Source organism: Paenarthrobacter nitroguajacolicus, assembly GCF_051027655.1.
Taxonomy (GTDB): domain Bacteria; phylum Actinomycetota; class Actinomycetes; order Actinomycetales; family Micrococcaceae; genus Arthrobacter; species Arthrobacter nitroguajacolicus.
Genome location: NZ_CP073234.1, coordinates 97,718 through 117,522, shown reverse-complemented (window position 1 = coordinate 117,522; position 19,805 = coordinate 97,718). Strand labels below are relative to the sequence as shown.

21 protein-coding genes are annotated in these 19,805 nt (G+C 63.8%); 6 read left to right on the top strand and 15 right to left on the bottom strand.

Translation table 11 applies throughout. The features are described 5' to 3' along the window. Positions 1–21: 21 nt before the first annotated feature. The 6 genes from KCX59_RS00585 to KCX59_RS00560 all read right to left on the bottom strand — a co-directional run bounded on the left by KCX59_RS00585 (position 22) and on the right by KCX59_RS00560 (position 6,088). Complete coding sequence (locus KCX59_RS00585; RefSeq protein WP_179018086.1) at positions 22–1,431, bottom strand: PfkB family carbohydrate kinase; 1,410 nt, start codon at positions 1,429–1,431, stop codon at positions 22–24. Next, positions 1,428–2,075, bottom strand: coding sequence for a D-sedoheptulose-7-phosphate isomerase (locus KCX59_RS00580; protein WP_256871509.1), 648 nt, complete (start codon positions 2,073–2,075; stop codon positions 1,428–1,430). Before KCX59_RS00580 ends, KCX59_RS00585 begins: the two co-directional genes overlap by 4 nt. A gap of 62 nt (positions 2,076–2,137) precedes the next feature. Beyond that, on the bottom strand, positions 2,138–3,406 hold the full coding sequence (locus KCX59_RS00575) for a glycosyltransferase (RefSeq protein WP_179018085.1): 1,269 nt from the start codon (positions 3,404–3,406) through the stop codon (positions 2,138–2,140). After that, positions 3,403–4,452 (bottom strand): glycosyltransferase, encoded by a 1,050-nt coding sequence (locus KCX59_RS00570; RefSeq protein ID WP_179018084.1) that lies wholly within the window; start codon positions 4,450–4,452, stop codon positions 3,403–3,405. Before KCX59_RS00570 ends, KCX59_RS00575 begins: the two co-directional genes overlap by 4 nt. Beyond that, a complete protein-coding gene (locus KCX59_RS00565) occupies positions 4,449–5,537 on the bottom strand; it encodes a glycosyltransferase family 9 protein (protein WP_178994778.1) in 1,089 nt (362 codons plus the stop codon). The genes KCX59_RS00570 and KCX59_RS00565 overlap by 4 nt, the downstream gene beginning before the upstream one ends. Then, complete coding sequence (locus KCX59_RS00560; RefSeq protein ID WP_178994776.1) at positions 5,534–6,088, bottom strand: D-glycero-alpha-D-manno-heptose-1,7-bisphosphate 7-phosphatase; 555 nt, start codon at positions 6,086–6,088, stop codon at positions 5,534–5,536. Before KCX59_RS00560 ends, KCX59_RS00565 begins: the two co-directional genes overlap by 4 nt. 86 nt (positions 6,089–6,174) lie before the next feature. Between KCX59_RS00560 and KCX59_RS00555 the strand changes: the two genes are divergently transcribed. Beyond that, positions 6,175–7,137 carry a glycosyltransferase family 9 protein gene (locus tag KCX59_RS00555; protein WP_179018083.1) on the top strand — a complete coding sequence of 321 codons (963 nt, stop codon included), beginning with the start codon at positions 6,175–6,177 and terminating at the stop codon, positions 7,135–7,137. Positions 7,138–7,176: 39 nt separating this feature from the next. Here KCX59_RS00555 and KCX59_RS00550 read toward each other — a convergent pair whose 3' ends face one another. Next, a complete protein-coding gene (locus tag KCX59_RS00550) occupies positions 7,177–7,953 on the bottom strand; it encodes a sigma-70 family RNA polymerase sigma factor (protein ID WP_178994772.1) in 777 nt (258 codons plus the stop codon). A gap of 142 nt (positions 7,954–8,095) precedes the next feature. Here KCX59_RS00550 and KCX59_RS00545 point away from each other — a divergent pair, with 142 nt between their 5' ends. Beyond that, on the top strand, positions 8,096–8,836 hold the full coding sequence (locus KCX59_RS00545) for a GAF and ANTAR domain-containing protein (RefSeq protein WP_179018082.1): 741 nt from the start codon (positions 8,096–8,098) through the stop codon (positions 8,834–8,836). Between the two features lie 14 nt (positions 8,837–8,850). Here KCX59_RS00545 and KCX59_RS00540 read toward each other — a convergent pair whose 3' ends face one another. The 3 genes from KCX59_RS00540 to KCX59_RS00530 all read right to left on the bottom strand — a co-directional run bounded on the left by KCX59_RS00540 (position 8,851) and on the right by KCX59_RS00530 (position 11,155). Further along, positions 8,851–9,246 carry a DUF1761 domain-containing protein gene (locus tag KCX59_RS00540; protein WP_178994769.1) on the bottom strand — a complete coding sequence of 132 codons (396 nt, stop codon included), beginning with the start codon at positions 9,244–9,246 and terminating at the stop codon, positions 8,851–8,853. A gap of 80 nt (positions 9,247–9,326) precedes the next feature. Next, entirely contained in the window at positions 9,327–10,181 is an 855-nt protein-coding gene (locus KCX59_RS00535) for a DUF6597 domain-containing transcriptional factor (protein ID WP_179018081.1), read from the bottom strand. Between the two features lie 128 nt (positions 10,182–10,309). Continuing rightward, positions 10,310–11,155, bottom strand: coding sequence for an HAD family hydrolase (locus tag KCX59_RS00530; RefSeq protein ID WP_179018080.1), 846 nt, complete (start codon positions 11,153–11,155; stop codon positions 10,310–10,312). A gap of 192 nt (positions 11,156–11,347) precedes the next feature. On the opposite strand from KCX59_RS00530, the gene KCX59_RS00525 reads away from it, so the two are divergent. Next, on the top strand, positions 11,348–12,088 hold the full coding sequence (locus tag KCX59_RS00525; protein WP_179018079.1) for a class I SAM-dependent methyltransferase: 741 nt from the start codon (positions 11,348–11,350) through the stop codon (positions 12,086–12,088). A gap of 68 nt (positions 12,089–12,156) precedes the next feature. Here KCX59_RS00525 and KCX59_RS00520 read toward each other — a convergent pair whose 3' ends face one another. Then, positions 12,157–13,206: a hypothetical protein gene (locus tag KCX59_RS00520; protein WP_179018078.1), complete on the bottom strand. Its 1,050-nt coding sequence runs from the start codon at positions 13,204–13,206 to the stop codon at positions 12,157–12,159. Between the two features lie 162 nt (positions 13,207–13,368). Next, on the bottom strand, positions 13,369–14,649 hold the full coding sequence (gene serS, locus KCX59_RS00515) for a serine--tRNA ligase (protein WP_017198243.1): 1,281 nt from the start codon (positions 14,647–14,649) through the stop codon (positions 13,369–13,371). A 112-nt stretch (positions 14,650–14,761) separates the two neighbouring features. On the opposite strand from serS, the gene KCX59_RS00510 reads away from it, so the two are divergent. Continuing rightward, positions 14,762–15,823, top strand: coding sequence for a diacylglycerol/lipid kinase family protein (locus KCX59_RS00510; protein ID WP_179018077.1), 1,062 nt, complete (start codon positions 14,762–14,764; stop codon positions 15,821–15,823). Here the strand turns inward: KCX59_RS00510 and KCX59_RS00505 are convergent. The 3 genes from KCX59_RS00505 to KCX59_RS00495 all read right to left on the bottom strand — a co-directional run bounded on the left by KCX59_RS00505 (position 15,820) and on the right by KCX59_RS00495 (position 17,446). Further along, on the bottom strand, positions 15,820–16,050 hold the full coding sequence (locus KCX59_RS00505) for a hypothetical protein (protein WP_054808662.1): 231 nt from the start codon (positions 16,048–16,050) through the stop codon (positions 15,820–15,822). The two genes, KCX59_RS00510 and KCX59_RS00505, sit on opposite strands and share 4 nt — an antisense overlap. A 106-nt stretch (positions 16,051–16,156) precedes the next feature. Continuing rightward, a complete protein-coding gene (gene pheA / locus KCX59_RS00500) occupies positions 16,157–17,089 on the bottom strand; it encodes a prephenate dehydratase (protein ID WP_179018076.1) in 933 nt (310 codons plus the stop codon). Between the two features lie 30 nt (positions 17,090–17,119). After that, positions 17,120–17,446: a rhodanese-like domain-containing protein gene (locus KCX59_RS00495; RefSeq protein ID WP_179018075.1), complete on the bottom strand. Its 327-nt coding sequence runs from the start codon at positions 17,444–17,446 to the stop codon at positions 17,120–17,122. Positions 17,447–17,601: 155 nt separating this feature from the next. Here KCX59_RS00495 and KCX59_RS00490 point away from each other — a divergent pair, with 155 nt between their 5' ends. Together KCX59_RS00490 and KCX59_RS00485 are read left to right on the top strand one after the other, a co-directional pair. Next, positions 17,602–18,345 carry a peptidase E gene (locus KCX59_RS00490; RefSeq protein ID WP_179018074.1) on the top strand — a complete coding sequence of 248 codons (744 nt, stop codon included), beginning with the start codon at positions 17,602–17,604 and terminating at the stop codon, positions 18,343–18,345. 25 nt (positions 18,346–18,370) lie between these two features. Next, on the top strand, positions 18,371–19,774 hold the full coding sequence (locus KCX59_RS00485) for an amidase (protein WP_179018073.1): 1,404 nt from the start codon (positions 18,371–18,373) through the stop codon (positions 19,772–19,774). Positions 19,775–19,805: the final 31 nt, after the last annotated feature.

The following is a 19,805-nucleotide window of genomic DNA, read 5'->3' as shown; positions in this document are numbered from 1 at the left end:
CTCGGTTGATCGGTCTTGTTGTCAGCTGACCTTGGCCAGTGCTGCAGCCAGGCCGCTGGTGGAGCGTGCCGGGTGGAAGGGCACGGTGACGCACCGCCCTCCCCAACCCGCAACCAGGCGGGCTTCCGGCAATTCTTGGGGGGTGTAGTCGCCACCCTTGACCCAGATATCGGGCCGGATTTCGCTGAGGCAGGCTTCGGGGGTGTCCTCGCCGAAGACCACCACGGCGTCAACGCATTCGAGTGCCAGCAGCAACTCCGCGCGGTCTTCGACGCTGACGATTGGCCGGTGTGCGCCCTTGAGCCGCCGCACGGATTCATCGGAATTCAGGCACACGATGAGGCAATCGCCCATGCTGCGTGCGGCGGCCAACGTCCTGGCGTGGCCGGCGTGGAGGAGGTCAAAGCATCCACCGGTGGCCACCACCGTGCCGCCTTTGGCCCGCACAGCCTGAGCCAGTTGGACGCCGTCCGGGTGCAGGTCTTCGGTGTCAACCAGTTCCAGGCCCTTAAGTTCGACGACGGGACTCGCCTCAGGCGCTTCAGCCACCACCGCGAGCGCTGCCGCTCCTCCAGCAGCCAGGAAGGCCGATGCATCCTCCACTGCCTTGGTGGCTGCCTGGACGAGGTCCAGTCCGAGCCCCAAGTGCACGGCGAGGCTTCCAGCCAGGCGGTCGCCGGCTCCGCAAGGATCGCTGACGGTGGTCTTGGGCGCGGGAATGCCCTGTGCCGGGTCACAAGCTGGCAGCAAGAGCGCCCCGTCCTCGCCCATGGTTACCAAAACTGCAGCACTTCCCCATTTTTCGCGCAGGTATTGGCCGGCTTCTTCGGCACCTGTGCGGGACGGTTCCAACCCACCCGCCTTCGCGGAGGCCAGCGCCTCGGCCAGGTTGGGCGTCACGACGGCGACGCCTTCCACAGGCTCGGAACCGGCAGGATGGGGGTCCCACACCACTGGGAGGCGAAGTGCGGCTTCGCTCAGCGCGGCACGGATGTCAGTGTTGGCAGTGATTCCGCGACCGTAGTCGGCCACCACAATGGCGTCTGCCATGGCAATGGCAGTGCGCATTTCCCTCGTACTGGACGGCACAGGGGCGGGCGCGCATCCTTCATCGAACCTGACCATCGGATGCGTCCCGATCCGCACGCGGGTCTTGGTAGGTGTCGGGGCGAGCGGGGCTCCTGTGAGCACCGATACTCCAGCCAGTGCGCGCTTGAGGTGGCTGGCGCCGTCGTCGTCCGATACCGCGGTGACCAGCGCGACGTCGTGACCGTCCTGCGCGAGGACGGTAGCAACCAGTCCGGCACCACCTGCACGACGCCGGACATCAGCGACGTTGACTACCGGCACCGGCGCGTCGGGGCTGAGCCGGGTGGCGCTCCCGTTGATGTCGACGTCGAGGAGGACGTCGCCCACTACCGTGATCCTCATGGTTGACCCCCTCCGGAGGTAGCCGCGCCGTACGATCCCGCCCGTCTGGCGACCTCGGCATCGAAGGCCCGGCACACGGCGTGGATGGCGATGAGGTGGCCTTCCTGGGCGTTTGCGGAGATGGCGTCAACGGTGATGGCTTGATCGCAGGCGTCAGCCAACGGGTTGGGGCCGGTACCGGTGAGACCCCACGTGATGATGCCGCGTTCCTTTGCCGCACGTGCGGCTTTGAGCAGGTTGGGGCTGCGGCCGCTGGTGGAGAAAAGAATGAGGACATCACCTGCGCGGCCATGGGCACGTACCTGGCGGGCGAAGACTTCCTCGTAGCCGTAGTCGTTGGAGAGGGCGGTAACGGCGGAGGATTCTGCATGGAGCGAGATGGCAGAGAACGGTGCTCGCTCCTCGTCGAACCTGCCCACCAGCTCGGCAGTGAGGTGCTGCGCCTCAGCCGCTGAGCCGCCATTGCCGGCAGCCAGCAGGCGTTGACCGGAGAGCAGCCGCTTGGCGAGTTCGGTCCCCCATTCGGCTAAGCGCCCCGACTGCGAGCGCAACGACTCCAGCGCGGGCAGGACGTTGTCCAGGTGGGTGGTGACCTCGGCGTGATGGGTGGAATTACTGGTGTCCGGGGACCATCGGGCCGGCAACGTGTCCGGGACGGTGGATTCATTGGCTGCGAGGCCTTTGATGGTCAGAGGGCCGTTGATAGTCACAGCGCCGTTCCTTCCAGTGGTTCCAGGCCTTCGTCGGCTTGCCGGGACAGGTCGGCCGCCAAGACGGATCGGTAGGCATTCTCCGTGTCTGCTGCGATGCGTTCCCAGGAGTAGCGGGAGCGTGCCCGGCGTGCTCCGGCGCGGCCCATGTCGGCCCGGAGCTCCGGGTCGCCGAGCAGTTTTGCGAGAGCCTCAGCGAGGGCTTCGGGGTGTCGTGGCGGGACGTGCAGGCCGGTTTTCTGGTCGACTACCGTCTCCCGGAGTCCGCCGACCGCGGCTGCCACGACCGGCACGCCGCAAGCCATGGCCTCCAACGGGACAATCCCGAACGGCTCGTACCAAGGGGCACAGACGACGGCGTCCGCGCTCCGGAAGATGCCGGGCATGGCGTCGCGAGGGACTTGCCCGCGCATGATCACCTTGTCCTCGACGCCGAGCTCTTTCGCCAGGGCATGGAGCCGTTGGGCCTCCGGGTCTTCCTCAAGGGTCAGGGTGTCCCCGGAACCGCCAACGATCAGGAGTTCGACGTCGGTGAAGCCCGCCTCCGCCAAGAGGGGCAGAGCCTGGATGATCAGGTCCACGCCCTTGCGTTGCACGAGGCGTCCCACGCTCAGGATCCGATGCGTGCGGGACTTGCTTTCGGCGTCGGACGTTCCGGGGAACAGAGTGAGGTCCACGCCGCAGGGTGCAATGGAGATCTTGGATCGGCTGATGCCCAAGGCTTTGAGTTCGAAGACCTCGTCGGGGCAGGTGGCAATGACCCAGTCAGCGGTGCGTCCTACCCACGGTTCCAGCCATGCCCTGGCTGGCGGGCTGGTATCCGCGGCGCCTTGGTGTCTGCGTTTCACCGATCCAAGGGCATGAAAAGTCTGGACCACAGGCACGGGATCGGCAGCTCCTGCACGCCGGGACGCTTGGATGGCAGCGAGCCCGGACATCCAAAAGTGCGCGTGCATCACATCCGGGAGCTGACCCGCCCAGTCCGCGCAGATGCCGTCTGCCAGCTCTCGCATGAAGGGCAGTAGATCGTCCTTGGGGAGGCGTCGGGCGGGACCGGCGTCCACGTGAACCACCGTGAGTCCCGGACCAACCTGCACCTTTGCGGGGAGACCGGGGTCGTCGCGACGTGTGTACACAGTGACCTGGTGGCCGCGATCTGCCAGAGCTGACGAAAGCGCCGCCACGTGGACGTTCTGCCCACCGGCGTCAACGCCTCCCAAGGCAGCCAGCGGACTGGCGTGTTCGGAGACCATGGAGATCTTCATGGGTGCGTCCTCTCTGTGTCATGGCTAGCGGAAGCTGTACCGGATTGCGGGTGGCTTCCCCGAGGCGTGCTCTTGGGGAGTTCAGTCAGGAGTTGGTCCCAGGCCCTGAGAAACTTGTCCAGTCCGTAGCGTTGCAGCGCAGCCTCGCGCGCGACGATGCCCATGGCGTAGGCGTCGTCGGGATCGTCCAGGAGCCGTCGGGCGAACTTCTGGAGATCGTCGACGTCGTTGGAGACCAGACCTGCGCCGTGCGGAATGGCGCGGCTCGCCTCGGTGGTGGCCAGTGCCAGGGCGGGCATGCCAAGGTGCATGGCTTCCAACAGGGCCAGCCCCAACGAGGTCCAGCGGAGCGAGTGAAGGTACAGGCGGCAACGGGCCAGTTCCTGGTGGAGTTTGGCGGCAGGGACATCGCCGGAGATACGCAGCCGTTCCTCGCTGAGACCAAGTCCTTTCAGGTTCAGTGCCTCCGGCAGAGCCTCGGTACCCATGCCGAACACCCGCAGTGGCCCCACACCGGCAAACCCCGGCAGCAGGTCCGTCCCTGTGACCCGTCCGCGCCGGACAGGCTCGTTGACCACCACGCCCATCTCTTCCCGCTCACCGGTGTACAGATGCCCCGGGTCCGGAATGCCGTGCTCGATCACCGTGGTGGTCGCCGTGCCCGTGTCCCAGAAGAGCTGGTTGAAATGGGTTACGTGCACCACCGGAATGGTGGTCTGGTCTGCCAACGGGTGCAGCGTGAACGGGACGTCGCCCTTGGGGGTATTGTGCTCGAGGTACACGGCGGGAAGGTCTACGCCCGGGCGGCGGCCGAGTGTCTGGGCCACCGCTGCGATCTCCTCGGGCCGCTGCAGGACCACGGCGTCCACACTGTCCGGATCGAGGCTTTCCAGGTTCACTTCCCGTGCGGCGGCAGGCCACTCACGGCCGCCTCGCCCCAAACCCCACGCGCCGCCGTCGGGCGATTTAGGGAGCAGGTACTCATGCTGGCCCCGGACAAATGCCTCCATCCATCCGCCGTGGACGTGCCACACCAGGATCCTCATGGTTTCCAGACCTTTCGTCGGGTGGACAGGGAGGACACGCCTCCCAGGAGCCTTTCAACAGCTTCGACAACCTGTTCAGGGGATACCGAGCTCAGACACGGATGTCCGGGGACCGGGCAGACGCGGGCGCGGGTATTCTTGCAGGCCGCTTCCTGGTCTCCCAACAGTTCAAGGGGGACGCCGTAGGGTGCCCAACGGATGGCTGGAACCACCGGGGCGAACAGGCACACCACCGGCGTGCCTACGGCTGCCGCCAGGTGGGCGGGGCCGGTGTTGCCGGTGACCACGACGGCGGCCCCCGCAAGTACCGCTGCGAGCGTCCGGAGGTTGGTTCCGCCGCCGAGGTTCCGGGCGGAGGGGCCGGCCACTGTTGCCGTGAGTGACGTTTCGCCCGGGCCGCCTGTGACCACCACACGGTGCCCGTACGCTTCAAGGAGTTCCACCGTGGCCGCGTTGTGCAGTGCGGGCCACGCCCGGGCCGGGGCAGCGGCTCCCGGATGGACCACAATGTATGGGCCTTCATCCGCCAGTTCTTCGGCCACCCCTTCAGGATCCGGACCGGAGGTGATGCGCAGCTTTCCGTCGTCGCCATTCGGCAGCACGTAACCACCGGCCTCTGCAATGGTGAGCGCCCGGACCACTTCCGGCTGGTCCTCCGGAAAGTCTTCGCCAGGCTTGAGCCGGACGTCCAGGAGTGACCCCGCATAGTCCGTGGATGCGCCCGTGATCTTTTGAACGCCCGCCAAGCGCAGGAGCAGCGCGAGAGGGAGCGGGGACTGGTGGAAGGACGTCAGGATGACGGCTTCTTCAATCCGGGAACTGCGGACAAACTCAATCAGCGCGTTGGTCATGCCTTGCGTCGGGGGCGGCGCCGGATTCACGATCCACGGGCACGCCCACGTGTGCACTTGGGTGACCCCGGGCAGCATTTCCGCAGCACTCGAGCCTTCAGGGCCGCAGAGCAACACCACGTCGTTGGGGCGGCTGCCATCGGGCCGGCTTCCGTTCGCCACGGCACGCAAGGCAGGTCCTGAAAGGAGGACGTCGCCCATGCCGTCCAAGCGGGCTACCAGGACCCGGCTCATACAGGGGCATCCTGTTCGTCCAGCGCCCCGGAGAGCAGAAGCTCCACTGCATGGCCCAGGTCCTCGGCAACACTGCCGGCAGCCTCGATCTCTTCACGCCGCGTGACGCTGGTCGGCACCAACACAGCCCTCGCACCCGCCGCGGCAGCGGCTTTCATGTCAGCACCAATGTCGCCAACGAAGGCAGCCTCTCCCGGTGTGATGCCCAAGGCCCGGCAGGCCGCCAGGATCATTCCAGGCTCAGGTTTGCGGCAGTCGCAGCCCTCTTCTGGTCCGTGCGGACAGACTTCCCACACGTCGAAAGGACCGAGCACCTGCTCCACGCGCTGGTTGACGGAGTGCATTTGCTCCAACGTCAACAGCCCACGCGCCACGCCCGACTGGTTGGTCACCACTCCGGTGGCCAGCCCTGCCCGACGTACTTTTTCGAGGGCAGACAAGGCGCCGTCCATGGGCCGCACCAACTGCGGATCCCCGTTGTAGGGCACGTCAACAACGAGTGTTCCATCGCGGTCAAACAGGACCGCCTTCAACGTTCCGGTTCCTCCCATACCCGCAACGTTCCCCAGTTCCCCAAGCGCTAAACAGTGCGGCCGTGAGAACTTTCGTGCGGCTAGACTCCTAGCGGGAGGCCACCATGGACACAGCCTTGGACAGTCACGAGAACAACGATCAACCCCTGCTGCTTGCCCTGCGCGCCCTGAAACTGGGCGACTTGCTGGTTGCCGTTCCGGCGCTCCGGGGCTTGCGCCGGGCGTTCCCCGAGCACCGAATCCTGTACGCCGCACCAGCCTGGATCGCAGAGGCTTTGCAGCTGGTGGGCGGCATTCACCACCTTCCAACACCCGGGCTCGACGACCCCCTCACCGTCCCGCGAGGAGCAGTGGACATTGCCGTGAACCTGCACGGAAACGGGGCCGAGAGCCGTATGCGGATTGAGGAACTGCAGGCCAACCGGGTGGTGGCGCACGGCTCGCCCGGGACTGACGGACCTGAGTGGACCACTGGAATCCCGGAACGCGAGCGCTGGACGCGTCTGCTCAACTGGCACGGCATCGATGCCGACCCCTTGGACTACCGGCTGAACCGTCCCGCCGTCCCTTCCCCTCGTCCGCTTGCAACCGTTATTCATGTGGGCGCGGCTTACGGGAGCCGGCTGTGGCCGGTGGAACGGTTCGCGGACGTTGCCGTGGAACTCGCGGCAGCCGGACATGACGTGGTGCTCACGGGTGGCGCGTCGGAGCGCGGGCGCGCTGAAGAGACAGCCGCCTTAGCCAACCGCAAAGGAGCAAACCTCGACGACGGTCTGCTGGCTGGGGAGCAAGGCCTCGCTGAGTTCGCGGCCACCATCGCCGAAGCCCGCCTGGTGGTCTCTGCGGACACGGGCGCGGCACATCTGGCCTCCGCCTACGAACGTCCGTCCGTAGTGCTGTTCGGTCCCGCACCCGCTGAGGAATGGGGACCGCCACCAGGGCCGCACGTGGTGCTCACCGCCGTCGAACTCCGCCGCGGTGATGTGTTCTCAACCGATCCTGATCCCGCGCTCCTGGCGGTGACCGTCCGCGACGTTCTGGACGCCGTGGAGCAGCTGGACTGTTAAAGACCCTTCCGGCGGTAACCCGGGTTGTATTCCAGGCTCCTAGGGGGCCGTCCCGTCCTGCGACTGGGCTTCTTCGTCCAAGAGCTGCGTTTGGAGTGAAACGAGGATTTTGGAGAGCTTGCGCGATACCTGCATTTGAGACATTCCCAGTGCCTCGGCAATGGTGGACTGCGTTTCTTCGCGGAAATAGCGGCGGTAGAGCAGATGCCGGTCCTCGGCGTTCAGACCACGGATGGCGTTGCGCAAAGCCAGCACATCCTCCAGCCGGTCCGTCGGGCAACCGAAAGCTGAAAGTGAGCCTTGGAGACCGTCACGCCCGTCGGATGCCGGAGCATCCAGTGAGTCCGGGCGCTTGCTGGTACCGGCCATCAAGGCTTCCCGCACCTGGCTCAGCTCCAGGCATAGATCTTCCGCCACCTCCTCCGGAGAGGGGGTACGCTGCAGGGTTTGGGTCATCTCCTCCGTCCGGGCAAGCACCTGGCGTCGGACGTCCTGGATGGTTCGGGGTGGGCGCACCACCCAGCAATGGTCGCGGAGATAGCGCTTGACCTCACCCGCGATGGTAGGTGCGGCGTAAGCGGGAAAACTGACCCCTTTTGCCTCGTCATAGCCGCGCGACGCCTTGATGAGGCCCATATAGGCGACCTGCCGGACGTCGTCGAGGTCATGTGTATGAGCGGAATATCTGGCGGCAATGGACTTGGCCAGATTCAGATGATCCAAGACCAAACTGTCTTGGAAGCTCTGCCGGATGCTGCCTTCAGGAGCGCCTGCAGGGGGTCTGGTACGGGCGTCGAAAGGTCGGGTTTGATGCATGGGGCTTCAATCCTTTGACCGAATGAAAGGGTGAGCCCACGGCAAGACTCCTTTAAAAAGAGAAGCACACTTACTATTAGCTTTCAACGGGTGCCCGGGGTTAGTCTCGAAAGGTAGCCATATCCACGGATCGGAGATCCACATGGAAGACCCCCAACTTGCAGAGCCGAGTACGGTGCTGTCAGATATTCAGGACTTGCTGCTCAGCACGCCTGACGTCGAGGCGTTCCTCGAAGAGTTGGCCCGGCACTCATCGGAGATGTTCACCAGCCCGGACCACGAGGTCTACTGCGGCATCACGCTAATGCGTCACCGCAATGCCGGCACTGTGGCCAGCAGCAGCGAACGCGCAAGGCAACTGGATGAGGTGCAATACGCGTTTGCCGACGGTCCCTGTCTCCATGCTTGCCGCGAGGGCACGCAGGTCCACATCCCCGATTTTGAAAAAGACAACACGTGGCCTGACTACAACGAGGCCATCACCGACCACGGGCTTCGCTCTGTATTGGCGGTTCCCTTCCCACTTCCGGACGACACCTCACGGGCAGGCCTGAACTTGTATTCCGACCGCCCCAACGCCTTTGACCAAGCGGCTGTTCAACGCGCAAACGACTATGTTCAACAGGCTTCCAAGGGTCTTCAGTTGGCCGTTTTGATTGCCCAGCACAGCCAAACCGCCGCGAACCTGAGGGCGGCCATGGAGTCGCGGACCGTGATCGACATCGCCACAGGGATCATCATCGCGCAGAACCGCTGCACTCAGGAGGACGCGATCGGACTCATCAAGAAGGCCTCCAGCAACCGGAACGTCAAGCTGCGGGTGGTGGCGCAAGCCATTGTTGAGTCTGCCGGCGGCGGGCCGATCCAAACCGTCTTCAAATAGCTGTGTTGCGGGCTTCAGCCCTGCATCGCACCGATGATTGCGCCCATAGCCGTGAAGGTGACCACGTTGTAGCTGCCGTTGATCGCGAACAGCGTCAGGCTGCGGCGCTCGAACAGGTAGTTCACTCCAAGTGCAGTCGCCACCCACCCCAGGCCGGCGGCAAGACCCGCAAACGTCCCGAACGCGAAGCCCCCACGGCCAATGAAAGCCGCCAGAAACACGGCCATCACCACGGCAAGAACAAACGAACCCACAAACACACGCGCCGTTCCGGACTTCAACTGCTCATCACTCACACCCGCTGCCTTCTGCCAAGGCTTGGCGAAGAGCACCGAATACCACAGCCCACCGACCACAAAAGTGGCTAAAGCAGCCAACAGAACTGCGAGCCAATTGATCTGAATATCCATCGAAGTCCTCTCCAGGGTGGGCCGTTCCTGAATGGACAGTACGTCAGAGCCGGGCCGTGGTCTTGTAAAAACCCCGCAGGCTAACCGGTCATTTGCTCCAGCGGGACAAACGTGGCGTATTCCGCTCCGTAGCTCTGTACCACCTGCAGGTACTCCGTCGGCGTGAACCCGCTGAAGCGCCTGAAGGAACGGATCAGGTGCGGCTGGTCGTAGTAATCGGCCAAGTGCAGCAGTTCCCTGCCCGGCACTGCGCCCTTGGGGAGCGCTGCAGCCTGGTTCACGATCCTGTTGAAGCGGCAAACATCCGAATAAGCCTTGGCCGTAGTTCCACAATCACGCATGACGATGCGCTCCAGAGTGGACGTGCTGATACCCAACTCGGCCGCCAGCACGCCGATTTCGACGTCCTCCCGGGCGAGGATTTCGGTTGCCTTCATCACTCTGGGATCCGCCCGGTAGCTGGGCCTAAGCCGTTGTTGGAGGAAGGTGCTCAGGGCCGTGAACGCCTGCTCAGGTTCCGAGTGGGTGAGGGGCGGGCGCAGTTCCGAGAAGCCCGGGAAGATGCTTTCGGCGTCCACTACGCGGTTCTGAAACCCCGACGGCGGCTGGCTGGTGAACGCTGCCAGGCCATAGGGAGTCAGGCGGGCACCCACGTTGAAGAGCTGGTCCGGGTTTTCGCTGATCAAATAGCTGCGCTGCAGTCCGGCATAGAAACCTGTGGAGACTTCAGTGGCCTTTGGCTGCTCTGTGCTCTCGGCCGGAGTGCTTTCGCTTGGGCTTATAAGGCGGTAGGGGTCTGACAAATTCAGGATCAGGTGCGCCTCCGGCCCGGGAAGAATCTTCTCGTACCGGGCCTGAGGCTGCGCGCGAACAAACCACAGCCGGGTGACGAACGGCTGCAAGCTAGGTGGTGCCGGGCATTCTTCGTAGAACACAGGCTCAGTCTAGGCAGGTCACCGCCACAGATCCCGCCCTTGTTCGAAACCCCCGGCGCTTAGCGGTGAGGGTAACGAACAAGAGCCGGTCCGACCGCAGCGATGAACCCGGCTAAGACGAGTGGCAGTTACAGCAGGCTACGCAAAACCTGCGCCGCGCCGTCGTCGAGCACTGAAGCGGTGACTTCATCCGCAACGGCGATCACCTCGTCAGGGGCCTGACCCATGGCAACGCCGCGGCCAGCCCAGGTGAGCATCTCGATATCGTTGCGTCCATCGCCAACGGCCACTGTGTTGGCCGAGTCCGTGCCGAGCTTATGGCGCAAGGCCTCCAAGGCGCTTGCCTTGGTGACGCCCTCGGCTGCGATGTCCAGCCAAGCAGTCCATCCCACCGAGTACGTCACACCGGAAAGTCCGATGTGCTTGATGGCCTCGTTGAACTCGTCCGAAGTGTTCTCGCTGCTGAAGACCACTACGCGGACCGCCGTGGAATCCAACATGGTCTGGAAGTCGACGCCGATGGACTCCACACCGAAACTGGCGTCCTGGAAGCGCTCCGTGGAGAGGAAGTTCCCGTCCTCATCCTCCAGCGCGTACTTGGCGTTGGGCAGCCGTTCCCGCAGGGCCTTCAGGGCTGGAGCGGGATCGAAAGTTGCCTTGTGGATGATCTCGTAGCCCTTCTCCAACGACGGATCCAAGCGAAGGGTCACGCCGCCGTTGCAGCACACGGCGAATCCTCGCTCGAGGCCAATCTGCTGGATGATGGGAAGCGTCGCATTGAGCGACCGGCCGGTGGCGATCATGACGTCATGGCCGCTTGCCACCACGGCTTGCGCAGCGGATCGAACAGCCGGCGACATGTGGCCGTCGTGGTCCACGAGTGTGCCGTCGACGTCCAATGCGATCATGAGCTTGTTGTTGTTATTTGGCTGGTCATCGATGCCAGCAACTGGAGTATCAGTCAAAATAGTCATGCATACAGTAGAGCAGACACCCCCGACACCGAACTAGGACGGGCGCCACAGCTGTGGATTAACGGACGGTGAATAGTGACCCCTCCCCTCGTCGTTGTGCCTGTTTCCCGCACTTGTTCGAAATCCCCGCCGTGCAACGCCAAGGGTGCCGAACAGGAGCAGGTTTCGGTGGTGCGGGGCTAGGGTAGTCGGATGCTCTCACAAATGACCGGCGCTCAGTTGTCGGCACTGTACGACGCGGAAAATCAATGGGCCGAGGATGACGACTTCTTTCTGGCCTTCGTAAATGAGCGGCCGAATGGGCGGGTGTTGGATCTGGGATGCGGCACTGGGCGGATGACCCTGGCGGTTGCTGCGGATGGTCATGCCGTTGTTGGCGTCGACCCAAACCCTGGCTCCCTCGCAGCTGCCCGAACGAAGCCCGGCGCTCAGGCCGTCACGTGGATTGAAGGCACGTCGGCGGCGATCCCCAACGACGCCATGTTTGATGTGGCGATCATGACGGCGCACGTGGCCCAAGCGATTAACGACGACGGCGACTGGTCCCGGACGCTTACCGACGTCTACCACGCGCTCATACCCGGAGGCCGATTGGTCTTCGATTCCCGCGACCCTGCGGCCATGGCCTGGCAGCACTGGGTTCCGGCGAACACGAGACGTCGGCACACTCTTCCCGACGGCTGCACCGTTGAAACATGGGCCGAAAGTGCTCCGAAAAGCGACGGGCTGGTTACTTTGACCGAGCACCGCGTCGTTAATAAGGGCACCCGTGAAACCGAGACCTCGGTCCTCGCATTCCGAACAGAAGATCAGCTGCGAAAGGATCTGAAGGCTGCCGGCTTCACGGTGGACCGCATGTACGGCGGCTGGCACGGCGAGCAGGTGGGCAACGGGCAGGGCGAACTGATTGTGATTGCCCACAAGCCCATCTAGATTCCCACCCTGGTTCGAAGGCCGCGCAGTACAACGGGGGGCGGGGCGAAAGAGAGGCGGTTTGAACGCTATCCACGACTCGTCACAAGCAATCGTGGGCGGACGCCCGGAAGCAGTCCTGCACCGATCAGCTTCCGGCGCAGCCTCTCCGGGTTCTCGACGTCTGCCCATCCCCAGCGTGCGAATCCGAAACCCAGGGCACGAATCCGGTCTTCCCGAAGCTTCTCGTTGTACACGGCTTCCACAGCTGTGGCGCCGTTGCGTAATCCCGGAGTGATGTATTTGGCTTTCCCGTCGAACTCACCCACAACGCCCTTCCGCCCCTCCCGCCCAGGCCACCAGAAATCACTTCGGCCAATGAAGCCGCCCGCATCGCTGAAATCGTGCTGCAGCTCCGGCTGTTCGAAGCCTAGAAATTGAAAAGCTGCCCGGCTGAACGACTCTCCGGCCGATTCGGCCAAAGGAGATGCAAGTGAGAACGCTAACTCAGCACGACGCCGTGCGGCAGCATGGGGGTGAGCTTGGACAGCCGCCGCAACCTGGCCCATGTTCAGGAGATTGGACTCCTGCTCCAATGCCCCTTTCTTCCAGAGCGCCCGCGCTACTCCGTCTGCCACCACTAAGGACTGGCTGAGCGTCAACGAGAACGCCACGTCCAAAACAGTATTCAAGAGCCCCGTAGCAATGAATTCCCCGAACCTTTCGGGGGACGCCTCAGGATTGACGTGGTATCGCAGTGGGAAGCCCCTATCCCTAAGGACATGCTGGCTGTCATTGCCCGCACTCACGATGGACAAAGTGGGCCTGTGTCGTCCCGAGCGGCTTGGATTCGGAGCAACGCACTCCACAAAGGAGGGGGTCCGCAGGATGGGTATCCCTATGGCGAAGGCAGCAGTTTCCCGGCAAAGGACGAGGCCTGGAATAGCTCTGGCAGCCGCGGCAACCGTCCAAGCGAAGCGACTCCACGGCTGGGCCGCGAGCCACCGGGATGTCTCCACGTAGAAGCCGCGACGAATTCTCACCAGCTTGCCTGCCATGAAGCTGCTGTGTATTGCATCCGGCCGGCCCCCGGAACGGAGAATGGCGGGGGTTTCAATGAGGCCAGGTGGTATGTCCATCACTCCACATTGCCCCGCCGCAGGCCATTGTTCAGCCGGAGAACACTCTTATGTGCACAACCAAGGCTGTGGAGGACAGGTGCCTACGAAAAATCCCGCCCCTGTCCGCCACTCGAGCCGTACAAAGGTGAGTGGAGCGAACAAGAGCGGGATCGGCGGAGACTAGAGAACCGGCAGAACCTCAAGCCCACCAAGGTACTTCTGCAGTGCCTTGGGGACGTTGACGGAGCCGTCCGGGTTCTGGTGGTGCTCAAGGATGGCAACGATCCAGCGTGTAGTGGCCAGCGTGCCGTTCAGTGTTGCTACGGCACGGGTTCCCTTGGCAACACCTTCGTCATTGACCACGCGTTCACGGATGTTGAGGCGGCGAGCCTGGAAAGTGGTGCAGTTGGACGTTGAGGTGAGCTCGCGGTAAGCGTTTTGGGTGGGAACCCAGGCTTCACAGTCGAACTTGCGGGCCGCGGACATGCCGAGGTCGCCTGCGGCAGTGTCAATGACGCGGTAGGGAAGCTCGCACTTGGCCAGCATTTCCTCTTCCCAGGCGAGCAGGCGCTCGTGCTCGGCAGCTGCTTCCTCAACCGTGGTGTAGATGAACATCTCCACCTTGTTGAACTGGTGCACGCGGATGATGCCGCGGGTGTCCTTGCCGTGGGAACCGGCCTCACGGCGGTAGCAGGAGCTCTGCCCCGCGTAGCGGATGGGGCCGGCGGAGAGGTCCAGAATCTCGTCTGCGTGGTAGCCGGCGAGGGCCACCTCCGAGGTCCCCACAAGGTAAAGGTCGTCTTCAGCGAGACGGTAGATCTCGGCGTCGTGCTTTACATCAAACCCGGTGCCCTGCATGGTCTCGGGACGCACCAAGGTGGGGGTAATCATGGGAACGAAGCCGGCATCGATGGCCTGCTCCATGGCCATCTGCAGGAGTGCCATTTCCAGCCGGGCGCCCACACCGCGGAGGAAGTAGAAGCGTGAGCCGGAAACCTTGGCTCCACGTTCCATGTCGATCGCGCCGATCAGTTCACCGATTTCCAAGTGGTCCTTCGGTTCGAAGTCCGTGAATTCGCGCGGAGTACCAACGGTTTTGACCACAACGTAGTCATCCTCGCCGCCCTCGGGGACACCGTCCACAATGAGGTTGGGGATGACGCGGAGCAGCTCTTCCTGCTTGGCCTGGGCGGCAGAGGCCTCTGCGGAAGCGGCCTTCACGGAGTTGGCCAGTTCCTTGACCTCGGCCAGCAATGCCTGCTTTTCCTCGCCCTTGGCCTGCGCCACCTTCTTGCCGAAAGCGTTCTGCTCGGCGCGGAGGGTTTCGTGGCGGATCAGGGCAGCGCGGCGATCGGAATCAGCGGAGATGATCGCGTCCACAACGGACTCGTCGGCGCCACGGGCGCGCTGGCTGGCCCGGAACTTGTCCGGATTTTCGCTGAGGTCTTTTACGTCGATCACCAGACTAGAGTATCGAATCCACCGCGGATTTCCGGCCCGCAGCGGGCAAAGGTCGCCCGCCCCGACGGCGCGGCCAAGAGGGCACTGCCCAGGAGGATAGTGTTGGAGCACCATGAGCGACTGGATCCTGTACCTGATTCTCGCTGGGGGCGTGGCGTTTGCCGTCTCCAGCTGGTGGGGCGTGCGCCGATTGAAAGCCCGGCACATCAGGAGCGCGGTTCGGGAGGACTCCCACAAGCCCGGCCCCGGGGACCAGCGCGTCGCGGTCATCCTCAATCCCGTGAAAAACAACGCGGAAGAGACCCGGCAAGCCATCATTGACGCCTGTGATCTAGCCGGATGGGACGCGCCGAAGTTTTTTGAAACCACCGTGGACGACCCCGGATACGGTCAGTCGCGCCAGGCGCTGGCTTACGGAGCCGACGTCGTTCTGGCGTGCGGCGGCGACGGTACCGTGCGCGTGGTGGCCGAGTCGCTGGCGCACAAGAATGTGGCCATGGGCCTCATTCCGCTGGGCACCGGAAATCTGTTGGCGCGCAACGTGGACCTGGACGTCACGGACATCGCCGACTGCATACAGATCGCGTTGTTCGGCCATCAGCGCTTCATCGATACGGCCACCATGGGCATAGACAACGACATCACCGGCGAGTCCGCCCAGCACACCTTCCTGGTCATCGCCGGCATGGGCTTGGACGCCGAAGTTGTTGGCGACACCAAAGAAGACCTCAAAAAGAGCGTCGGCTGGCTCGCCTACACGGAGGCAGGCGTCCGCCATCTTCCTGGCCGCCGCAAACGCGTCACCATCACCATGGATGATCAGCCCGAGCAGGCACGGAAGATCCGCAGCGTACTGTTCGCCAACTGTGGCTTGATTCCCGGCGGGATCGACTTCATCCCCCAAGCCATGATCGACGACGGAATGCTGGACATTGTGGTGATGAGCCCGCGTAGCGCCTTCGGCTGGCTCGCCATGTACACAAAAGTCCTCTTCAAGCACAAGGCCAACCTGCCCATGATGAGCTTCTACCGCTCCGGGAAAGTCGTCATCCGCAGCCAGGAACCCATGGCTACCCAGCTCGACGGCGATCCCTCAGGTGAGGCGACCACGGTCACCGTGCAAGTGGAGCCAGGGTCCCTGCTGGTCCGCGTACCGAAGGCACTGACGGACTAGACAGCGCCGACGTCCGGCTGGGCGGCGTTCTTGTCGGCTTCCTCGGTAGCCGCCTTGGCAGCGGCGCGGGCCTCGGCTTGCTCCTTGATCATTGCTTGTTCTTCTTCAAAGCGGAGCCGGTCTGCACGATCGGCTTCATCGCCATTCCAGTCGTCCTGGTTCTCGCCTGTGGGCTTCGGATTGACGATCATGCCTTGGCCGTCTTTGTCATCCCGGTGGACAGACATGACCGCTCCTTTCGTTGGTACATTCATCCATCGTTTATGGATCAGGCAAGCATACGCACAGAAGCATCCTTACGAAAGGGGCCGACGTCCCGGCTGTGGATAGCGTCTAGGAACCCTTTAGGATCGATTCAACCCAGGCGTGCGCCGAGGCAAAGGCAGCGTCGGAAGTGTGCGGGGCAACCGTAGCCGGCTGCTTGTCGGCACGCGCGTAGGAGCCAAGGAACCGGGTTGCCGGACTGATCCGGTGGAGGCCGGCTAGAGCGTCGGCAACCCGCGAATCGGCGGCGTGACCGTCGGCGTCAATGCTGAAGAAGTAGTGACCCAAGTACTGTCCCGTGGGTCGCGATTCGATGCGGCTCAGGTTCACCCCGCGGGAGGCGAACTGGTCCAGGATCTCCATGAGCGCGCCGGGGTGATCCTCAGGCAACGGCACCACAACGGTGGTCTTGTCTGCGCCTGTGCGGGCCGGAAGAAGACCTGGCTTGCTCACCAAAATGAACCGCGTCACCGCCTCGGGGTTGTCGCCGATGCCCTCGGCCAGAACGTTCAGCCCGGATTGCTCGGCTGCAATCAACGGACCACAAATTGCGGCTTCGTACGGGGCGTCGTCTTCCAGCAGTCCCATGGCGGCGGCCGCCGTCGACGACCCCGGAACGTAATCGGCGTTCGGGAGGTGCTCATCCACCCACAGACGGCACTGTGCCCAGGCGTGGCCGTGCGTCGAGATCCGCTTGATATCGGAGAGCTCGACGCCGGGCCGCGCCACGAGCACGAAGGTGATAGGGACAAGGGCCTCGCGGATGATCCGGAGCTCTTCGCCCGTGGCAATCGCGTCCAACGTGGCTGTGACGCCACCCTCCACCGAGTTTTCGATGGGGACCATGGCTGCGTCGGCTTCGCCTGCACGAACCCGATCCAGGGCCGTGTTGACGTTGGTGCATGGAATTCGAGTGGCGTCAGCAGCGCCGGGTACCTGCAGGAGCGCAGCCTCGGTGAAGGTGCCCTCAGGACCGAGGAATGTATAGGTAACCGCTGACATAAAATATTCCTTGCTGGTTATATAACCGGGTTAGAGAACAACCGGCTTCAGGCCATTATCCGAAACCATCGGCTTCCCGGCCTCAAACCACATATCCATGCCACCGGCCACGTTCACAGCAGAGTAGCCCTGCCCCACAAGCCACTGAACGGCGCGGAAGGAACGGCCCCCGGTGCGGCAGATGACGAACAGGTCGTCGTCCGGATCGAGTTCGTCCAGGCGTGCCGGAAGCTGGTCCATGGGAATGTGTCGTGCACCTTCTGCGTGCCCGGCCACCCACTCGTAGTCTTCGCGCACGTCCAGGATGCTGGCGTTGCCCGGAATGTCGCCCACAGGCACGGTATCGAAGTCGCTCATGGCGTTCCCTTCCCATCGATTAAGTCCAGCATCCAGCCTAGTCCCCGAGGCGTGACACCGTTACTTGAAGAGCGGACCGCCCTTGCTTCCCGACGGCCGGACGTTAAGACTGGGACGGAAGCGCTCCCCGACCCTCGGCCCGTTAGGAGTACCCCATGGCTACTGGGCAACCGACCATTCTGGCGACATCCGGCGGTTACAAGCCGGGCGATCGCACCAGGCTCGAGTTCAACCATCTGATGCACTACGCCGTGGAGTTGTCGGGCGTGGCCGGCCGCGCCCCACGCGTGACACACATCGGTACGGCGTCCGGTGATCAACGCTGGTGGGCTGCGGAAATGGATCAGGCAGCACGCATCGCGGGGTTCGACTTCAGCCACCTCAACCTCTTCACCATGCCAAACATCGAGGACTTGGAAGCGCACCTCCTGGAGCAGGATGTGGTCTGGGTGAACGGCGGTTCGGTGGTGAACCTGCTAGCCGTATGGCGCGCCCACGGACTGGACGGGATCCTGCGGAAGGCCTGGAAAAGCGGGGTGGTGCTGGCAGGCGTCTCAGCGGGCTCCATCTGTTGGTACCAAGGTGGCGTGACCGACTCCTTTGGCCCTGAGCTGCAGCCCGTCACCAACGCGCTGGGCTTCCTCCCCTACGGAAACGGCGTCCACTACGACTCTGAAGTGCGGCGTGCGCCGGCAATCCACAAGCTGGTGGCCAGCGGCACACTCGGTGAGACGCACTGCACGGACGACGGCGTGGGGCTGGTTTATCGGGGCACGGAACTTGTGGAGGTGGTGTCCGAAGTGAAGAACAAGGCAGCCTTCCGGGTAACCGCAGGTGCCGGCGAGAGCGTGGACGCTGTTGCTGTGGAGGAACGGTTGGAGTCGCGTTTCCTTGGTTGATCCTTACTTGCATGACATTTCGCGAATGACGGCTGTTGAGCTCCGCGATGCCCTGGCATCGGGCGAACTCTCTGCGCGTGAGACCACCTTGCATTTCCTGTCTGCGATCGAATCGCGGAACAGGCAACTGGGCGCCTTCGTCACTGTCGCGATCGAACAGGCCCTCAAGGACGCCACGGCCGCGGATCGGCTGCACGCCAGACTGATCCGCGAGCAACGGCAAGACGAGCTCGCCCTCCTTCACGGCGTGCCCACCGCATTCAAGGACCTCACCGATGTGGCCGGCGTGCCCACAACGCACGGCAGCGCCGCCCTCGAGCACAAGCCCGCCCCGGAGGACGGGGCCCTCGCAGCAACCTTGAAGGCCCAAGGTGTCATCTCGCTGGGTAAGACGCAGGTTCCGGAGTTCGGACTCACGGCCTATAGCGAAAACCGCGTGGCACCGCCGTCGCGTAATCCGCACGCCTTGGGGCGAAGCGCCGGCGGCTCATCGGGCGGCAGCGCGGCAGCGGTGGCAGCGGGCCTTGTTCCGTTTGCACCAGGGACCGACGGCGGCGGGTCCATCCGGATACCGGCCGGTGCGTGCGGACTGGTCGGCTTGAAACCGGGGCGGGGCGTGGTGCCGTCGGGTGCGAGCGCGGGGGATGCAGCCAAGCTGGTGGTTGCCGGACCCCTGGCTCGGACCGCTGCGGATGCGGCACTACTGATGGACGCGCTGGTCCCGCGGAGTGATGCGCCCGACGGCGGTTACCTCGCCAATGTGGGGCGGGCGCCGGAGCCCCTGAGGATCGGCGTGAGCCTGGACAGCCCGTGGGCCGGCGTGTACCCGTTCGAGATCGAGCCGGAAGCGATGGACGCCCTGGAGCTTGGAACCAAGCTGCTGGAGAAGGCCGGGCATAACATCACCGAAGCTGAAATCCGCTACGACAACCGCTATCCCGAGGCGTTCACAACAGCTTGGACTGCCGGCGTCGGAAGTGCCCGGATAGCACCCCAGCGCGAGGCGCTGCTGACCCCGCTGACCCGGACATTCCGGCGTCGGGCGCAACAGCGGAGCGCGTTGAAGGTCAATGAAGCCCTGAGTTTCCTGCGGCAGTTCGAGCACGATACCGTCACGCAGTATGCCAGGTGGGATGTGATTCTCATGCCGACCCTGGCGCAGACACCGAGGCCGGTTGGATGGTTCACGGGCGGCGGTCACAGCGGTGAGCCGTGGCCGAGCGAGTGGGCCGGCGACGCTGATGAGGACTACAAAAGGCAGTGCCAGTACGCGCCATGGTCCTCCATGGTAAACGTGTGCGGACTCCCGGCAATCACCATTCCGGTGCACACCACGCCCAGTGGCCTGCCGATGGGGATTCAGCTGATTGGCCGGTCCGGGTCTGAACTGTTGCTGCTCCAGCTTGCGGCCGCCCTGGAGACCCGCTGAGACCCACTGACAGTCGCGTCTAGCATATGGA

Excerpts from the sequence above, each read along its gene's own strand:
- KCX59_RS00585 (WP_179018086.1), bottom strand. The coding sequence starts at position 1,431 with ATGAGGATCACGGTAGTGGGCGACGTCCTCCTCGACGTCGACATCAAC.
- KCX59_RS00575 (WP_179018085.1), bottom strand. The coding sequence starts at position 3,406 with ATGAAGATCTCCATGGTCTCCGAACACGCCAGTCCGCTGGCTGCCTTG.
- KCX59_RS00570 (WP_179018084.1), bottom strand. The coding sequence starts at position 4,452 with ATGAGGATCCTGGTGTGGCACGTCCACGGCGGATGGATGGAGGCATTT.
- KCX59_RS00565 (WP_178994778.1), bottom strand. The coding sequence starts at position 5,537 with ATGAGCCGGGTCCTGGTAGCCCGCTTGGACGGCATGGGCGACGTCCTC.
- KCX59_RS00560 (WP_178994776.1), bottom strand. The coding sequence starts at position 6,088 with ATGGGAGGAACCGGAACGTTGAAGGCGGTCCTGTTTGACCGCGATGGA.
- KCX59_RS00555 (WP_179018083.1), top strand. The coding sequence starts at position 6,175 with ATGGACACAGCCTTGGACAGTCACGAGAACAACGATCAACCCCTGCTG.
- KCX59_RS00550 (WP_178994772.1), bottom strand. The coding sequence starts at position 7,953 with ATGCATCAAACCCGACCTTTCGACGCCCGTACCAGACCCCCTGCAGGC.
- KCX59_RS00545 (WP_179018082.1), top strand. The coding sequence starts at position 8,096 with ATGGAAGACCCCCAACTTGCAGAGCCGAGTACGGTGCTGTCAGATATT.
- KCX59_RS00540 (WP_178994769.1), bottom strand. The coding sequence starts at position 9,246 with ATGGATATTCAGATCAATTGGCTCGCAGTTCTGTTGGCTGCTTTAGCC.
- KCX59_RS00530 (WP_179018080.1), bottom strand. The coding sequence starts at position 11,155 with ATGACTATTTTGACTGATACTCCAGTTGCTGGCATCGATGACCAGCCA.
- KCX59_RS00525 (WP_179018079.1), top strand. The coding sequence starts at position 11,348 with ATGCTCTCACAAATGACCGGCGCTCAGTTGTCGGCACTGTACGACGCG.
- KCX59_RS00520 (WP_179018078.1), bottom strand. The coding sequence starts at position 13,206 with ATGGACATACCACCTGGCCTCATTGAAACCCCCGCCATTCTCCGTTCC.
- KCX59_RS00510 (WP_179018077.1), top strand. The coding sequence starts at position 14,762 with ATGAGCGACTGGATCCTGTACCTGATTCTCGCTGGGGGCGTGGCGTTT.
- KCX59_RS00505 (WP_054808662.1), bottom strand. The coding sequence starts at position 16,050 with ATGTCTGTCCACCGGGATGACAAAGACGGCCAAGGCATGATCGTCAAT.
- pheA (WP_179018076.1), bottom strand. The coding sequence starts at position 17,089 with ATGTCAGCGGTTACCTATACATTCCTCGGTCCTGAGGGCACCTTCACC.
- KCX59_RS00495 (WP_179018075.1), bottom strand. The coding sequence starts at position 17,446 with ATGAGCGACTTCGATACCGTGCCTGTGGGCGACATTCCGGGCAACGCC.
- KCX59_RS00490 (WP_179018074.1), top strand. The coding sequence starts at position 17,602 with ATGGCTACTGGGCAACCGACCATTCTGGCGACATCCGGCGGTTACAAG.
- KCX59_RS00485 (WP_179018073.1), top strand. The coding sequence starts at position 18,371 with ATGACGGCTGTTGAGCTCCGCGATGCCCTGGCATCGGGCGAACTCTCT.